This window comes from Pseudomonas sp. UBA6562 (genome assembly GCF_002434265.1).
GTDB lineage: Bacteria > Pseudomonadota > Gammaproteobacteria > Pseudomonadales > Pseudomonadaceae > Aquipseudomonas.
Genome location: NZ_DJJS01000007.1, coordinates 142,994 through 158,365, shown reverse-complemented (window position 1 = coordinate 158,365; position 15,372 = coordinate 142,994). Strand labels below are relative to the sequence as shown.

At 62.8% G+C, this 15,372-nt stretch carries 14 protein-coding genes; 8 read left to right on the top strand and 6 right to left on the bottom strand.

Annotated elements, in window-relative coordinates:
• Positions 1 to 5: 5 nt before the first annotated feature.
• Complete coding sequence (locus B4M43_RS12920) at positions 6 to 926, bottom strand: LysR substrate-binding domain-containing protein (RefSeq protein WP_296267662.1); 921 nt, start codon at positions 924 to 926, stop codon at positions 6 to 8.
• Positions 927 to 1,254: 328 nt separating this feature from the next.
• Here B4M43_RS12920 and B4M43_RS12915 point away from each other — a divergent pair, with 328 nt between their 5' ends.
• The 7 genes from B4M43_RS12915 (at position 1,255) to B4M43_RS12885 (ending at position 5,878) form a co-directional block, all read left to right on the top strand.
• A complete protein-coding gene (locus B4M43_RS12915) occupies positions 1,255 to 2,037 on the top strand; it encodes a YqcI/YcgG family protein (protein WP_296267660.1) in 783 nt (260 codons plus the stop codon).
• Positions 2,034 to 2,660 carry a LysE family translocator gene (locus B4M43_RS12910; RefSeq protein WP_296267657.1) on the top strand — a complete coding sequence of 209 codons (627 nt, stop codon included), beginning with the start codon at positions 2,034 to 2,036 and terminating at the stop codon, positions 2,658 to 2,660. Before B4M43_RS12915 ends, B4M43_RS12910 begins: the two co-directional genes overlap by 4 nt.
• A 251-nt stretch (positions 2,661 to 2,911) precedes the next feature.
• Entirely contained in the window at positions 2,912 to 3,586 is a 675-nt protein-coding gene (locus B4M43_RS12905) for a sel1 repeat family protein (RefSeq protein ID WP_296267655.1), read from the top strand.
• An 82-nt stretch (positions 3,587 to 3,668) separates the two neighbouring features.
• A complete protein-coding gene (locus B4M43_RS12900) occupies positions 3,669 to 4,367 on the top strand; it encodes an AzlC family ABC transporter permease (RefSeq protein ID WP_296267653.1) in 699 nt (232 codons plus the stop codon).
• Positions 4,364 to 4,678: an AzlD domain-containing protein gene (locus B4M43_RS12895; RefSeq protein WP_296267651.1), complete on the top strand. Its 315-nt coding sequence runs from the start codon at positions 4,364 to 4,366 to the stop codon at positions 4,676 to 4,678. The genes B4M43_RS12900 and B4M43_RS12895 overlap by 4 nt, the downstream gene beginning before the upstream one ends.
• Entirely contained in the window at positions 4,675 to 5,505 is an 831-nt protein-coding gene (locus B4M43_RS12890; protein WP_296267649.1) for an AraC family transcriptional regulator, read from the top strand. The genes B4M43_RS12895 and B4M43_RS12890 overlap by 4 nt, the downstream gene beginning before the upstream one ends.
• Positions 5,506 to 5,650: 145 nt before the next feature.
• Positions 5,651 to 5,878 (top strand): hypothetical protein, encoded by a 228-nt coding sequence (locus B4M43_RS12885; protein ID WP_296267646.1) that lies wholly within the window; start codon positions 5,651 to 5,653, stop codon positions 5,876 to 5,878.
• Positions 5,879 to 5,923: 45 nt separating this feature from the next.
• Here B4M43_RS12885 and B4M43_RS12880 read toward each other — a convergent pair whose 3' ends face one another.
• From B4M43_RS12880 to B4M43_RS12860, 5 genes are all read right to left on the bottom strand, one after another.
• Positions 5,924 to 6,412 (bottom strand): copper chaperone PCu(A)C, encoded by a 489-nt coding sequence (locus B4M43_RS12880; protein ID WP_296267644.1) that lies wholly within the window; start codon positions 6,410 to 6,412, stop codon positions 5,924 to 5,926.
• Positions 6,412 to 7,020, bottom strand: coding sequence for an SCO family protein (locus B4M43_RS12875; RefSeq protein WP_296267642.1), 609 nt, complete (start codon positions 7,018 to 7,020; stop codon positions 6,412 to 6,414). The genes B4M43_RS12880 and B4M43_RS12875 overlap by 1 nt, the downstream gene beginning before the upstream one ends.
• A 243-nt stretch (positions 7,021 to 7,263) precedes the next feature.
• Entirely contained in the window at positions 7,264 to 7,848 is a 585-nt protein-coding gene (nfuA, locus tag B4M43_RS12870) for a Fe-S biogenesis protein NfuA (RefSeq protein WP_296267640.1), read from the bottom strand.
• Positions 7,849 to 7,918: 70 nt separating this feature from the next.
• Positions 7,919 to 8,941: an acyltransferase family protein gene (locus B4M43_RS12865; RefSeq protein WP_296267638.1), complete on the bottom strand. Its 1,023-nt coding sequence runs from the start codon at positions 8,939 to 8,941 to the stop codon at positions 7,919 to 7,921.
• 125 nt (positions 8,942 to 9,066) lie between these two features.
• A complete protein-coding gene (locus B4M43_RS12860) occupies positions 9,067 to 11,379 on the bottom strand; it encodes a fatty acid cis/trans isomerase (protein WP_296267636.1) in 2,313 nt (770 codons plus the stop codon).
• A 172-nt stretch (positions 11,380 to 11,551) separates the two neighbouring features.
• Here B4M43_RS12860 and metH point away from each other — a divergent pair, with 172 nt between their 5' ends.
• Positions 11,552 to 15,259, top strand: a complete 3,708-nt coding sequence (gene metH, locus B4M43_RS12855) for a methionine synthase (protein ID WP_296267634.1) — start codon at positions 11,552 to 11,554, stop codon at positions 15,257 to 15,259.
• The last annotated feature ends 113 nt before the right edge of the window (positions 15,260 to 15,372 follow it).

Below are 15,372 nucleotides of genomic sequence, written 5' to 3'. Positions count from 1 at the left end.
GGCGATCACTCGTAAAGGTACTGGATACCGCGCTGCATGGCCGCAGGCACCTGGCTCAGCAGGTAGTCGCGCAGTTTCTGCATCTGCCAGGCCTTGGGGCTGCTCTTGAGCCAAGTCATGTAGTAACCGTCGCCGGTAGCCACGGCCTGTTTGAACGGGGTTACCAAGCGCTCCGCCTTCAGGTCGGCGCTGGCCAACACCAGGTCGACCACCGAAATCCCCAGCCCCTGTTGCGCTGCGGAGATACCCTGATCGAGGGTATCGAACACTTGCCCCTGGTCGATGCTCACGTGCAGGGCATCGAGGCGCGCCAGCCAGCGCCGCCAATCGCGCCGGTCAGGCGAGGGATGCAGCAGTTCGCAGCGCGCAAGCACACTCAGATCGGGCTTGGCTTGGTCCAGATAGTCGGGATGGCACACTGGAATGAGCCATTCGTCGAAGAGCTTTAGGCTTTCTACTTCGGTGGGAAATCGACCGTCGCTCAGCAGAATGGCGCAATCGAAAGGTTCGGAGTAGAAGTCCACCGAGTCGATGTCCATCCACACGCTGGACAGTTGCACGGCGCAGGTGTCATCGACCTTCTTGAAACCATCCAATGCCCTGAGCAACCAGCGCACGGTCAGCGTGGACGGCGCCTTGAGACGGAGCGCATAACGGTCGTGACGGAGCAAGGCGCAGGCATTTTCGATGATCTTGAAGCCGACCTTGAGCTCCTGCGCCAAGGAGCGGCCTTGTTCGGTCAGGTGCAACTTTGGACCGCGACGATCGAACAGGCTGCAGTCGAATAGGTCTTCGAGGGTTTTGACATGGTGGCTGACAGCGCCTTGAGTGAGCGCCAGTTCTTTCGCTGCGCGGGTGAACGACCCATAACGCGAAGCCACTTCGAACGCGCGTAAAGCGTGCAGCGCTTGAATCCGCTCAGACATCGCAATCGCCTCTAGCATGAATGAGACTAATAGTAGTCCACAGTAGCACGCGTTTTACAACTTCACCTGCATTACAGAAAATGCCTCCGCTGCTGAGTGCAGTGCTGTGTAACTCTTCCAACAGGAAACGAACAACTCGGCACGAAAGCCAAGGGTCGTCGATCACTGGCGCTTCGGCACCCTCGAGAGTTCGGTAACACCCTTATGAATACGGCCTGTGTCGTTTCGATCAAGCTTTGGCCACCAAGGATGGGGCCACCCAGACACTGCATTCGCAGGTCGCGTGACTATGCCCCAAAACGCCCGATAAGCCTCACCTGGGGATTTCATGTTTACCGGCTACGGAACCTGCTACCGCCTGGATGCACCGGAACTGGCAACCGCCTACGCCGACGACCCCGCGCATTGGACCTGCAACGCTGTCGAGCACTGTCGCCGCACGGTACTCGATCCCGCATTTCCCTGTCTGTTCGGGCGCAAGGCCATGGCGGCTCGCACGTGCCATGTGCTCTTCGCGCGTGCGCATAAGGCTGCGGCCGACATCGCCAAAGGCGTCGTGCAATACATCGATCTGGTACGCCCCCTGCCGCCCAAAGCACGTATCGGTAACCCGCTGCTGGCGTTCGTCGAGACAGACGAGCACAGCACCCTGGCCGCCCAACAGGCCTGGGCGTGGTCGATATTGCAGGGTATGCACGCCCTCGACCCGCGCCCCTGGCCCGCGTCCCTGGCGCGCGACCCACACGATCCGCAGTGGGCCTTTTGCTTCAACGGCATGCCTTTGTTCGTCAACATGAGCTTTCCGGGCCATCGCTTGATGAAAAGCCGCCACCTGGGGCCACACATCGTGTTTGTCATCAACCCACGGGAAAGCTTCGACGAAGTCGCCAGCGCGACCACGTCGAGCGGCCAACGCATTCGTGCCAAGATCCGTCAGCGGGTAACGCACTACAACGAGGGCGTAATGCCGCAGACCCTGGGCTTCTTCGGCCAACCCGACAACTTCGAATGGCAGCAGTACCAACTCCACGAGCCTGGCGCCCTGGAACCGCAGCGCTGCCCCTTCCGGGCCATTCCTGCCCCACATCCCGACACCGAGAACGAATCGTGAATACCGCGCTAACCGCCACCTACGCCCTCACCGTTTTACTGCTGATCGCGACCCCCGGCCCCGTGGTGGCTCTGGTCGTCAACACCGCTGCCACATCCGGGTGGCGCCGGGCGCTATGTACGGCGCTGGGTACCAACTGGGCCTCGCTGATACTGATCGCGGTGGCGGCCTGGGTGATCCTGAGCAGCGCCGCCGTCGATCCGGCCTGGCTCAGTGCCATGAGCCTGGTGGGCTGCCTGTTCATCGGCCATATCGCTTACGGCACCCTCAAGGAAGCCCTGCATACGCCTTCGGCCGACGATCCGCCAGCCCCGCCACGCAGCGCTCGCGGCGGGCTCTGGCAGGGCTTCATGGTAGGCATCTCCAACCCGAAGGACATCATCTTCTTCATTGCCTTCTTTCCGCAGTTCATCCAGATCACCGAATCGTTCGGGAAAAGCATGGTGGTGCTGTCCTTGTTGTGGATCGCCATCGATTTCGCCGTGCTCAGCCTGTACATATTCGCCATCGGCAAGATTGCCTCCGCGCGTAGCAACCGCATGATCACGCTGATCTCAGGCGTCATGTTGCTGCTGATCGCGCTCGTCGGGATGGTTTACAACCTGCGCACCCTTTTGGCCTGATTGCGGCCATAGGGCTTCGCAGGCAACCTTTGGGGCTGCCAGGCCGTATCGCACACCGTAGTACTGGTGAGCTCGTCTGATTCCATCGCCCCCATCTTTCGGCGAGACGCAAAGCGTGGCTAGAATACGCGGCAGTTCAGTCCGGCCCGAGGCACACGTTTGTCATTCATGAACTTCCCCATCGCCGACGCTCCATTGACCTCAGGCCGACCGCGCCTGCCCGAGGCCGTCCAGTGACGCGCTGCCTGGCCATGCCATGGTTGTTCGCGCTGTGCATGCCGATGGCCGCGCAAGCGCTGGAGGTCAAGATCGATGCCCATGCCGACCTGCTCTACCGGCAGGCATTGCCGCTATTGGAACAGGCCGATGCGCAGAGCGAGAACAGCGCACTGCTGCCGACAGCCGCCCAAGACCCGGAATTGAGCCGCCAGGGTCAGGCCATGGCCCATACGCTTCCCACTGCCGTGGCCTTGCTGAAGAAATCGGTAGCCCTGGGCCACCCTGTGGCCAAATACCGTCTGGCCCTGTACTACATGACCTACCTGCCGGCCGCCGAAATCCCCGATGCAGCTTGCCCGCTGCTCGAAGAAAGCTTGAGCCAGGGTTTTGCACCGCCGGCCTCGGCCATCGCCACGTGGTGCCCACCTTATAACGGCAGCCCAGCCTATCGCGAAGCGCTCGATGCCCTACCCGGCATGGCGACCCTGTATGCCGCCTACTACCCACAGCCGGCCGCCGTGCTGGCATGCAGCCGCAAGCAGCCACAGGGGTTGGCCATGCTGTGGGGCGGGCAGCGCGACTTCCAGGCCGAGATCTACCGTCTGCTCGGCGACCTGGACCCCACCCGCCGCCAGGCGCTCTGGCAGAAAGCCGTCGAAATCAATGGTTGCGCGACTGCCCAGCAACGCCTGACCAGTTACCGCTGAGCGGGCGATGTGAGCAAGATCGTTCAAGCCAGGGACGGTCTTGTGGGCGCATGCTGGACTTCTTTGTCGACGAGCCGCACCCATGCCCACCCCCGCCCATGCCCGCACCGCCTTCCTCAAAGGCAGCGTTGCCATATTGCCGCTATCGCTCGCAGTAGCGCCTTGGGGCCTACTGGCCGGCTCCATGGCGATCGAAGCCGAGCTCAGTGCGTGGCAGGCACAGGGCCTATCGGCCATCGTCTTCGCCGGTGCGGCGCAACTGGTCGCGATCGGCATGCTCAAGGGCGGCGCAGGCCTGCTGTCGATCCTGCTCACGACGTTGCTGCTGACTTCACAACACCTGCTCTACGGATTGTCGATGCGCCCGCTGCTGTCCGATCAACCCTTGCGCTGGCGCCTAGGCCTGGGCTTTCTGCTCACGGACGAACTCTTCGCACTGACCAGCCATCAGGACCGGCAGCAGTTCGACCGCTGGTATGCGCTGGGCGTGGGGCTGACGTTCTATGTGGCCTGGAACCTGTTTACCCTGGCCGGTATCGTGCTGGGGCAAAGTATCCCGCACCTCGACCGGTTGGGCTTGGACTTCTCTATCGTCGCCACCTTCGTCGCGCTGATCGCGCCACGGGTTCGCTGCGCAGCGACTTTGGTCTGTGTCGCCGTCTCACTGTTCTGCTCGGTGCTGTTCAGCCACTGGCATTGGGAAACGGCCTTGGTCGCAGCTGGCCTGCTTGGCATGGCCGCAGGTTTCATCTGGCAAAAACTGTCTGGAGCGCACACATGATCTGGCTGCTGATCTTCGCCATGGGCGCTGCGGTGTTTATCAACCGCTACGCCTTTCTGGAACCGCGCCTGCCGCTGCGCCTGACCGCCAACGCCCGACAGTTCCTGGGCTTTGCCGTACCCGGCATGCTCACTGCGATCTGCGGGCCGATCGTATTTCTGCAGGAACATCGATTGGCCGTGAGCCTACTCAACCCTTACCTGCTGGGGGCGGGGGTCGTCGCAGTACTGGTGCTCGTGACCCGTAGCGTGTTGCTGAGTGTGCTCGCCAGCATGCTGGTGTTCCTTGCGCTGCGCAGCGGGTTGTCATGAGCACTCCCGGTCGCGAGCAGACCCACCTGTGGCAGGCACCGGCGCTGGGTGATGTCGAGATGCTGCATGCACGTTATGTTCAGCAGCGCTTCGCCCCACATGTCCATGAGGGCTATGTGTTTACCGTAATCGAATCGGGCGCACAACGTTTCTGGCATCGCGGCAGCGAGCACCTGGCGCCCGTGGGCAGCATGGTGCTGATCAACCCTGACGAACTGCACACCGGAGCCACGGCCCACGAGAGCGGCTGGCGCTACCGGGGGTTCTATCCGGAACATACGCGCGTTACCGGGGTGCTGGACGAGCTGGAGCTGACTCACCACGGCCTGCCGCTGTTCAAGCAAAGCGTGATCCAGGACCCGGCATTGTCCCTGGCTTTCGGCGACTTGCACCGATTGTGCGAAGCAGGCGCCAGCGCGTTGCAACAACAGACCGCCTGGCGTCAGGCGGTCTTGGCACTGGTGCAACGCCACGGTCACTGCGCCGACCTGGCGCCGCCTGGCCGTGAGCCGCTTGCCGTAGCGCGTGCCCGCGAACTGTTGGAAAACCACTTGGCAGATCCGCCGTCACTGGAAACGTTGGCTGCCGCAGTCAACCTTTCGCCGTTCCATTTCGCCCGAGTGTTCCGCCAGGCCACCGGCCTGCCGCCGCATGCCTGGCTCAAGCAACGGCGCCTGAGTCGGGCGCGAGCGTTCCTCAAAGGCGGCATGCCAGCCTCGGAGGTGGCGTTCGCCTTGGGCTATGCCGACCAGAGCCATCTGACTCGACAGTTCAAGCAGGCGTATGGCGTCACCCCCGGGATGTATCGTGAGGCCTGCATCGTGTAGGCAGCAGGCATGGGCGAAGACGCCAATGGCGCGATGGCAATGCCGGGGCGGCGGGCCGCTGGCGATATCGCGGGCGTCATCCCTAGTGCGCGATTGCCGTGGAAATTCTCTACTACACTGCATGAGCTAATCGGAGGATTTCGCCATGTCCGAAAAACAGATCACCACGCTTCTTTCGCTGATGAACCAGCGCCAAGCCTGTTTGAGCAGTGCCTGCAAAGAGATCGCCAACTGGATCGACAAACAAGGCGATGTGCCTGCGGCCGGAAAGATCCGCGCCAGCCTCAAGGCCTTGGAGGCCGACGAAGCGCAGGTGCGCAAGGCCTTGACTTCGCTGAGCCTGGACAGGCCCATACCGCGCTTTCGCAGTTGAACGCGGGCGCAATCGAGAAGGGCCGCTGATGCGGCCCTTTTTGCTTCAGTGCTTCATGTGCATGTGGTCGTGTCCAGCACCCGCCTCGGCGGTCAGCGGACGAACCTCGGCCTGCACCTGAACGGTTTCCTTGGCGCCCTTGGCATCTTCGATGGTCAGGGTCAGCGGCACGGATTCGCCCTCCTTCACCTGCCCGTTGAGGCCCATCAACATCACGTGATAACCGTTTGGGTCCAGATGGACGGCCTTGCCAGCCGGCAACGGGACGGCTTGCACCTGGCGCATGCCCATGACATCGCCGTTCATGGTCATCTCGTGCACCTGCACGGTCTTGGCCACAGGCGACGCCACGTCCACCAGCTTGCTGTCGGCATCGGCAGTCAGGGTCATGAACGCGCCGGTCGACTGCTGCTGCGGCACACTGGCGCGTACCCAGACGTCGCTCACGGTGGTCTGCGCCAAGGCCGGCAGCGTGAGGCTCAACAGCGCAACGGCGGCCAGACCGCGTTTGATCGGTTGCAGGGAAACAGCCATTAGCAAATCTCCATCAGGGTGGCCAAGTCTTCGGCGCATTCCTTGGCGTTCAAGGAGTGGCCCAGGCTCAGGCGTAGAGTGCCACGTGTGTCGTACACATAGCTGGTGGACGAATGAGAGATGGTGTAGGTGTCGCCGGTCGGGACCTTCTCGTAGAACACCCGGAACTCCCTGGCCACTTGATCGATTTCTTCCGGGGTGCCCGTGAGCGCGACGAACGACGGGTCGAAGGCTTTGACGTAGGCATCAAGCACTTGCGGAGTATCGCGCTCGGGGTCCAGGGTAATGAACACCACCTGGAACAGGTCGCGGTCGCGGCCGCGCAGCAGGCTGCGGATCTGCGCCGCGCGCGCCAGGGTGGTCGGGCAGATGGCCGGGCATTGGGTGAAGCCGAAGAAGATCATCGGCATGCTGCCATAGAAGCTCGACAGGGTACGCACATTGCCCTGAGTGTCCTTGAGGCTGAACTTGCGCCCCAGGATCTCATTGCTCATGTTCTTGCCGTATTTGAAATCGAGCCCACGTGCCGGGTTGCAGCCTGCCAGCAGGCCCAAACCCAGGATGCTCATCCCGGTTACCACGGCGCGCCGGGTCAACAGATCAGTCATGGAACCATCCTTTACAGGGAAGGTGCCGACCTTTCGAGGAGGCCGGCTGGAAAACCGCAGGCATTCTTGCATGGCACCTGGGGCACGGCCAGCCATGGGGCTACGAGCAGGCCGGAAGACCCGCAAATACGGCCCGCGACCCGTTGTCGCAGCCCTTGAACCGGTAACAGTTTGTTGCTAAGAGCAGGCAAAAAGAAGCCGGAGGGAGGTAACTCCACTCCGGCGCTCGCCTGCTTTCAGTATTCAGTAGTAGGCGTTTTCTTTCTGGCTATGGTCGGTGACGTCGCGCACACCTTTGAGCTCGGGCACGCGTTCGAGCAGGGTGCGCTCGATACCGTCCTTGAGGGTCACGTCGGCCTGGCCGCAGCCCTGGCAACCGCCACCGAACTGCAGTACGGCGATGCCATCCTCGACCACTTCGATCAGGCTGACCTGGCCGCCATGGCTGGCCAGACCCGGGTTGATCTCGGTCTGCAGGTAGTAATTGATACGCTCGTTGAGCGGGCTGTCGTCGTTGACCATCGGCACTTTGGCGTTCGGCGCCTTGATGGTCAGCTGGCCGCCCATGCGGTCGGTAGCGTAGTCGACCAGGGCGTCCTCGAGGAACGGCTCGCTGACGGCGTCGATATAGGCCGTGAAGCTTTTCAGCCCGAGGGCGGTGTCTTCAGGTTTTTCTTCACCCGGCTTGCAGTAGGCAATGCACGTCTCGGCGTACTGGGTGCCTGGCTGGGTGATGAATACGCGAATGCCAATGCCGGGCGTATTCTGCTTGCTCAGCAGATCGGCCAGGTAGTCATGGGCGGCGTCGGTAATGGTTATAGCGCTCATGTAGGTTCCTCACAGACTTGCCGGCAGTGTACGCCAAACCGGCGCGGCGGACAAAGTCCTAGCATTTGACTCAGGAAAGCGCCGGCGCCTGGCTCGACTGGCTGCGCGCCTCGAGCCAGGCCCGACCACGCCGGTACAGTCCGCGCTCCAGCCACTGGTAGCTGACCCACGAAGCCAGGGCGATGAGTGGCACGCACAAAGCGAAGACCAGATAGGGATCGAGCTGCAAGCGCTGGCTCAAGAGCCAACCGGCCCACAGCACCAATACATGGATCAGGTATACCGAATAAGAACAGTCGCCCAGCGTTTTCAGCACCTGATTACCACGGAAATAGGGTTCCAACGCGATGAAGGCCATCACCACCAGCGCGCTCGGCAGCCCCCAGTGCAGCAGGCGATCAGACGCGTCCAACCGGTAGATGGCGTAACCGGCGACGGCCAGCACGGCCAGCGGCAGCCACAGCCCCTCGCGCAACAGACCGCGGCGGTAGACCACGCCAATGCCGATGCCGAGCAGGAATTCATAGATGATGCTGTTGTTGTAGAAACGGCTCACCACGCCCAGACGCCCCAACACTTCACTGGCCAGCAGTAACGCCACCGCGACCAATATCAGCTGATGGCGCTGGCGCACGAAGAAGGCCAAGGCGAACAGACCATAGAAGAACATCTCGAAATTCAGCGTCCACCCCACGTTGAGGGTCGGGTACAAACCGAAACCACCCGGGTTTTCTGCCGGAATGAATAACAGCGACAACACCAAGTGTTGCCACTCGAACGTCTGATGCGGCATCCAGCGACTGGCGCAGAACAGCAACAAGGCCATCAGTCCCGTGTAAAACCAGTAGGCCGGCACGATGCGCAGCAGGCGCTGAAGCATGAACTGTCGCGGTGCGATGGCCTTGTCGCGGGTCGACAGGTAGATCACCAGCCCGCTGATGACGAAGAAGATGTCGACCCCCACCGCACCGCGCTCGGTGAACAGGCGGCCCAACGGGCTGGAGGCATGGAAGTCGAAGAAGATTTGCATGAAGTGGTGGCAGACCACCACCCAGGCGGCGAACGCCCGCAGTGCTTGGAGGGAATACAGCATGCGTGTTCCTACGTCGTAAGTGCATTACTGCCCTGCCGAGCGCTGAAAAAGCTGACTCGGCAGGACGACCACATGCCTACGACCGCAGTACTCCGCGAAAGGTCAGTACCCTCCCCGCCACCCCTTCACAGGTTTTCGTAGCGGTTCATATCGAGCACACCGGTCTCCACCGGCTCGGTTTCTTCGATGAAGCGGCTCATGTCGTGGAAGTATTCCCAGAACTGCGGGTGCGAACGACGTATGCCCCAGCGCTGCACCACGCGCTCGAATTGCGCCTTGTCGTCGCGCGCGGCCTGCAAGGCGTCGACGAAGGCCGGCACTTCGCCCGTGGGCACGTTGAAGATGAAGTTCGGATAGCTGGTGAGCACGCCGGGGTACAGCGTCAAGGTGTCGAGCCCCGGCTGGTAGCGATAGGCCTCGCCGAGCAGGAAGGCGACGTTGCTGTGGGCGCGGTTGCGCAGCAGGCTGTAGACCTGGCGCTGGCCGTCCGGCGCCTGGATCCGCAACAGCGTCGCTTCGGGCAACTGGTCGATGATCTTCAGGCCCGCGGCCGGGCGCGAGAGCAGACGGCTGAGCGACTGCTCGGCATTGCGGAAGGCTTGCGGCTGGTCCGGTCGCGAACAGAAGGCACCGGTGCAACGGTTGATCGGGTCGGGCGCGACGTTCAGGCCCTGGGTGCGCAGCAGCAACTGCCGGCCGAAATCGCGCACGGCGTGGTGCTCGCTCAGGGCCAGACCACTGCGGGTATCGGTGTCGATGTCTTCGTAGTCGAGCCAGACCTTGATCTTGCCGCTGTCCTGATACCAGTCGCCGAGGATCGCGTTGCGCTTGTCGGCCGGCATCAGGCGCAGGAAGTTGACTTCGGCGCCGTTGCGGATCAGGTCGAAGTACAGTCGGGTCTGCAATTGGTGCGACAGGTTGCCGAACACGTCGAAGTTGACCGCCAACTGGTAATAGGTGCGCTCCAGCAGCGGGTAGTCGAACAACCAGGTGGTCTGCGGCACGTCGCCGATCAGGCCCTTGTTCACCGTGGCGCTGTCGAAATGGCGGAAGATGCTCAGCAGCGCGTTGTCGTTGCCCGTCCACAGCGTGGCCCAGGTCGGCGCCGGCGCTGCGGCGTAAGCATCGCGGCGCAGGCCTTCGTAGGCGTTGCGCTTGTCGCGGTAAGCGCGCCACAGGCTCAGCACGCTGCCCACGTCGTCGATCTGTCCGGGCATGGCCAGCAAGGGCGTGGCCTCGCCCCGGTAGCGGGCATCGGTAATGTACAGGTCTTGGTCGGGGTCCTGGAACAGCGCCCAGAAGTGGTCGCGGATCACGTCCGTGGCGATCTGCCCGCGGCAGACCGGCCCGCGAATGAACGTGCGGACGAAGTACTCGGCGTTGTCGAGCATGAATTGATAGCGCGCGCGGGCCGGAATGGCTTCGAAGGTTTCGAACGGGTTGGCGCGGCGTTGCGGCCCATAGCCGGGCAGCGCCGTCACCTGCCAGTCGCCGGCGTAGAACAGCTGCTTGACCCGCGCCAGCTTGGCTGCGTTCAGCGGGTAAGTGATGTGGGTCTTGTGCACGATCACGCCCTTGACCGGGACCAGGCGGTAATAGAAGTCGCCGCCCGGTGGATCGTTCGGGCGACGGCTGGCGATGATATCGATGGCCTTGCCCGGTGGCGTGCGTGAGCGTACCCACTGGAAGAAGTGCCCTGCCTTGCCGCCTTCGAAGTACATGTGGGCTAGGAACAGGTGCTCGTACAACCAGCGCCCTGCCAACGCTTCACTGGCGCCTGGACGGTTGAGCAAGGCCTCCCAGTCGGCGATCTGCCGTGCTTCGACGGCGATGGGTTCGAGTGCCGTGGAATCGACCGGCGCACCGGCCGCCAGCCAGCGTTGCAATGTCTGGTATTGCTGGTCGGTGAGGCCTGTGACGGCCAGCGGCATGCCCTCTTTCGGGTGCGCGCCGGCATAGGCGTCGAACTCCTGCGGCGCCGGGCACATGTTGGTGCGGTTCAGGCCCAGGACGATGTCGTCGGGGATCTTCGCATTGGGCGTCAGTGGCGTCTTGTGGCCGAGTTCGAGCATGCGCGCCATCAAGGCCGCTTGACTGCCCTGGTTGTCGAGCACCGAATAGAAGCCCTTCTTGCGCCAGCCGTCTTCGTCGACGGCGTCATAGAACAGCCGTGTGGTCGGGGCGGCGGTACGTCGCTCGCCTTGATACACCGGCATCTTCGAGCCGCCGCGCAGGGCACCCTCGACACTGCCGAGGTTGAGCTGGCAGGCGGCGTCGTTGCAGGCATGGCAGGCCACGCACTTCTCGGTGAAGATCGGCTGGATGTCGCGCGTATAGGAAATCGAAGGGCTGCTCGCAAGGCCCTGGGCCAACGCCGGCGTGCCGCACAGCGCAACGACGGCGCAGGCGACGAAGGCGGCTAATGAACGGTGGATCATGTAGGGGAAGTCCTGGTTCTAAATGGCCATCAGGTATGGACAGTCGCAAAAGGTAAATGGCTCGGGTGCGTCAACGTGAGTGTTATTCATGCAAAAGGGCACGGCGTCTAAAAACCATGCAACTTTGCTATCATCGCGCACCTTCTGATATCGCCCGACCAGGTAGTTTGCCATGTCCGACCGCATCGCTCGTCTTCACGCTCTTCAGCAGGCACTCAAAGAGCGCATTCTGATTCTCGACGGCGGCATGGGCACCATGATCCAGAGCTACCGTCTGGAGGAAGCCGACTATCGTGGCACGCGCTTCGCCGATTGGCCAAGCGATGTCAAAGGCAACAACGATTTGCTGCTGCTTAGCCAGCCCGACGTCATCGCCGCCATCGAGAAGGCTTACTTGGACGCCGGCGCCGACATCCTCGAAACCAACACCTTCAACGCCACGCAGATTTCCCAGGCCGACTACGGCATGCAGCGTCTGGCCTTTGAGCTGAACGTGGAAGGCGCGCGCATCGCCCGCCAGGTGGCCGACGCCAAGACCCTGGAAACCCCGGATCGCCCACGCTTCGTCGCCGGCGTGCTCGGCCCGACCAGCCGCACCTGCTCGATTTCGCCCGACGTCAACGACCCCGGCTACCGCAACGTCACCTTCGACGAACTGGTCGAGAACTATATAGAAGCGACCCGCGGCCTGATCGAAGGCGGCGCCGACCTGATCCTGATCGAAACCATCTTCGACACCTTGAACGCCAAGGCGGCGATCTTCGCTGTGCAGCAGGTGTTCGAGGACGACGGTATCGAACTGCCGATCATGATTTCGGGCACCATCACCGACGCGTCCGGCCGCACCCTGTCGGGGCAGACCACCGAAGCCTTCTGGAACTCGGTGCGCCATGCCAAGCCGATCTCGGTGGGCCTGAACTGCGCCCTGGGGGCCAAGGAACTGCGCCCGTACTTGGAAGAGCTGTCGACCAAGGCCGATACCTTCGTCTCCGCGCACCCCAACGCCGGCCTGCCCAACGCCTTCGGCGAGTACGACGAAAGCCCAGCGGAAATGGCCGCTGTGGTCGAAGAGTTCGCCGCCAGCGGTTTCCTCAACATCATCGGCGGCTGCTGCGGCACTACCCCTGGGCACATCCAGGCCATCGCCGAGGCCGTGGCCAAGTATGCGCCGCGGGGCATTCCGGAAATCCCCAAGGCTTGCCGGCTGTCGGGCCTGGAGCCGTTCACCATCGACCGCAGTTCGTTGTTCGTCAACGTCGGCGAGCGTACCAACATCACCGGCTCGGCCAAATTCGCCCGTTTGATCCGCGAGGAAAACTACACCGAAGCGCTGGAAGTGGCCCTGCAACAGGTCGAGGCCGGCGCCCAGGTGATCGACATCAACATGGACGAAGGGATGCTCGACTCCCAGGCTGCCATGGTCCGTTTCCTCAACCTGATCGCCGGCGAGCCGGACATTTCCCGGGTGCCGATCATGATCGACTCCTCCAAGTGGGAGGTGATCGAAGCCGGCCTCAAATGCATCCAGGGCAAGGGCATCGTCAACTCGATCTCCATGAAGGAAGGCGTCGAGCAGTTCAAGCATCATGCCCGCCTGTGCAAACGCTATGGCGCGGCCGTGGTGGTAATGGCCTTCGACGAGGTCGGCCAGGCCGACACCGCGGCGCGCAAGCGCGAGATCTGCCAGCGCAGCTACGACATCCTGGTCGATGAGGTAGGCTTCCCGCCCGAAGACATCATTTTCGACCCGAACATCTTCGCCGTCGCCACCGGCATCGAAGAGCACAACAACTATGCCGTGGACTTCATCGAAGCCTGCGCCTACATCCGCGACCACCTGCCCTATGCGCTGACCTCGGGCGGCGTGTCCAACGTGTCGTTCTCGTTCAGGGGCAACAACCCGGTACGCGAAGCGATCCACTCGGTGTTCCTGTTCCACGCCATCCAGAACGGCCTGACCATGGGCATCGTCAACGCCGGCCAACTGGAAATCTACGACGAGATCCCCGCCGAGCTGCGCGAAAAGGTCGAAGACGTGGTGCTCAACCGCACCCCGGAAGGCACCGACGCCTTATTGGCGATCGCCGACGACTACAAGGGCGGCGGCGCGGTCAAGGAAGTGGAGAACGAGGCCTGGCGCTCGCTGCCGGTCGATCAACGCTTGGAACACGCGCTGGTCAAGGGCATCACCGCATTCATCGTCGAAGACACCGAGGAATGCCGCCAGCAATGCGCGCGCCCCATTGAGGTCATCGAAGGTCCGCTGATGAGCGGCATGAACGTGGTCGGCGACCTGTTCGGCGCGGGCAAGATGTTCCTGCCCCAGGTGGTCAAGTCGGCGCGGGTGATGAAACAGGCGGTGGCGCACCTGATTCCGTTCATCGAAGCGGAAAAAGGCGACAAGCCCGAAGCCAAGGGCAAGATCCTCATGGCTACGGTCAAAGGCGACGTGCACGACATCGGCAAGAACATCGTCGGTGTGGTGCTGGGGTGCAACGGCTACGACATCGTCGACCTGGGCGTCATGGTGCCGGCCGAGAAGATTCTGCAGACCGCCCGCGACGAGCGCTGCGACATCATCGGCCTGTCCGGCCTGATCACCCCGTCGCTGGACGAGATGGTGCACGTGGCCCGGGAGATGCAGCGCCAGGGCTTCGAGCTGCCGCTGATGATCGGGGGTGCGACCACGTCCAAGGCCCATACGGCGGTGAAGATCGAGCCCAAGTACAGCAACGACGCGGTGATCTACGTCACCGATGCCTCGCGTGCGGTAGGCGTGGCCACGCAATTGCTGTCCAAGGAGCTCAAACCTGCGTTCGTCGAAAAGACTCGCCAGGATTATGTCGAGGTTCGTGAGCGCACGGCCAACCGCAGCGCCCGCACCGAGCGTCTGAGCTATGCCAGGGCCATCGCCGCCAAGCCTACCTACGATTGGGCCGGGTACCAGCCGACCGTGCCCTCGTTCACCGGCGTCAAGGTGCTCGACGACATCGACCTGCGCACCCTGGCCGAATACATCGACTGGACGCCGTTCTTCATTTCCTGGGACCTGGCCGGCAAGTTCCCGCGCATCCTCACCGACGAAGTGGTCGGCGAAGCGGCGACCGCGCTGTACCAGGATGCGCGTGAAATGCTCGACAAACTGATCGACGAACGCCTGATCAGCGCCCGTGCGGTGTTCGGCTTCTGGCCGGCCAACCAAGTGCATGACGACGACATCGAAGTCTATGGCGACGATGGCGCACCGCTGGCCACCTTGCACCACCTGCGCCAGCAGACCATCAAGCCCGACGGCAAGCCGAACTGGTCGCTGGCCGACTTCGTCGCGCCCAAGGGCAGCGGCGTCACCGACTACGTGGGCGGCTTCATCACCACCGCCGGCATCGGCGCCGAAGAAGTGGCCAAGGCCTATCAGGACAGAGGCGACGACTACAACTCGATCATGGTCAAGGCCCTGGCCGACCGCCTGGCCGAGGCCTGCGCCGAATGGCTGCACGAGCAGGTGCGCAAGGAGCACTGGGGGTATGCCCGCGACGAGCACCTGGACAACGAGGCGCTGATCAAGGAGCAGTACCGCGGCATCCGCCCTGCCCCGGGCTACCCCGCCTGCCCGGACCACACCGAGAAGGAGACTCTGTTCCGCCTGCTCGACGGTACGGCTCTCGGCGAAACCGGCCCGAGCGGGGTGTTCCTCACCGAGCATTTCGCCATGTTCCCGGCCGCAGCGGTCAGCGGCTGGTACTTCGCCCACCCGCAGGCGCAGTATTTCGCCGTGGGCAAGGTCGACAAGGACCAGATCGACAGCTACAGCGCGCGCAAAGGCCAGGACGTGAGCCTAAGCGAACGCTGGCTGGCGCCTAACCTGGGTTACGACCACTGAGGGCGGTCAGCCAATGTGCATGAGGGACGCTCTCGGAGCGCTCCCATGTCGCTTGGCTAATGCGAAAAACGAGCGGCGCGCTCCATACTGGACAGTCAAATGCAAACAGCCTG

What these genes read in the sequence shown, in the direction of transcription:
- metH (WP_296267634.1), top strand. Translation starts at nt 11,552, where the DNA reads ATGTCCGACCGCATCGCTCGTCTTCACGCTCTTCAGCAGGCACTCAAA.
- B4M43_RS12860 (WP_296267636.1), bottom strand. Translation starts at nt 11,379, where the DNA reads ATGATCCACCGTTCATTAGCCGCCTTCGTCGCCTGCGCCGTCGTTGCG.
- B4M43_RS12880 (WP_296267644.1), bottom strand. Translation starts at nt 6,412, where the DNA reads ATGGCTGTTTCCCTGCAACCGATCAAACGCGGTCTGGCCGCCGTTGCG.
- B4M43_RS12885 (WP_296267646.1), top strand. Translation starts at nt 5,651, where the DNA reads ATGTCCGAAAAACAGATCACCACGCTTCTTTCGCTGATGAACCAGCGC.
- nfuA (WP_296267640.1), bottom strand. Translation starts at nt 7,848, where the DNA reads ATGAGCGCTATAACCATTACCGACGCCGCCCATGACTACCTGGCCGAT.
- B4M43_RS12875 (WP_296267642.1), bottom strand. Translation starts at nt 7,020, where the DNA reads ATGACTGATCTGTTGACCCGGCGCGCCGTGGTAACCGGGATGAGCATC.
- B4M43_RS12905 (WP_296267655.1), top strand. Translation starts at nt 2,912, where the DNA reads ATGCCATGGTTGTTCGCGCTGTGCATGCCGATGGCCGCGCAAGCGCTG.
- B4M43_RS12920 (WP_296267662.1), bottom strand. Translation starts at nt 926, where the DNA reads ATGTCTGAGCGGATTCAAGCGCTGCACGCTTTACGCGCGTTCGAAGTG.
- B4M43_RS12915 (WP_296267660.1), top strand. Translation starts at nt 1,255, where the DNA reads ATGTTTACCGGCTACGGAACCTGCTACCGCCTGGATGCACCGGAACTG.
- B4M43_RS12900 (WP_296267653.1), top strand. Translation starts at nt 3,669, where the DNA reads ATGCCCACCCCCGCCCATGCCCGCACCGCCTTCCTCAAAGGCAGCGTT.
- B4M43_RS12890 (WP_296267649.1), top strand. Translation starts at nt 4,675, where the DNA reads ATGAGCACTCCCGGTCGCGAGCAGACCCACCTGTGGCAGGCACCGGCG.
- B4M43_RS12865 (WP_296267638.1), bottom strand. Translation starts at nt 8,941, where the DNA reads ATGCTGTATTCCCTCCAAGCACTGCGGGCGTTCGCCGCCTGGGTGGTG.
- B4M43_RS12895 (WP_296267651.1), top strand. Translation starts at nt 4,364, where the DNA reads ATGATCTGGCTGCTGATCTTCGCCATGGGCGCTGCGGTGTTTATCAAC.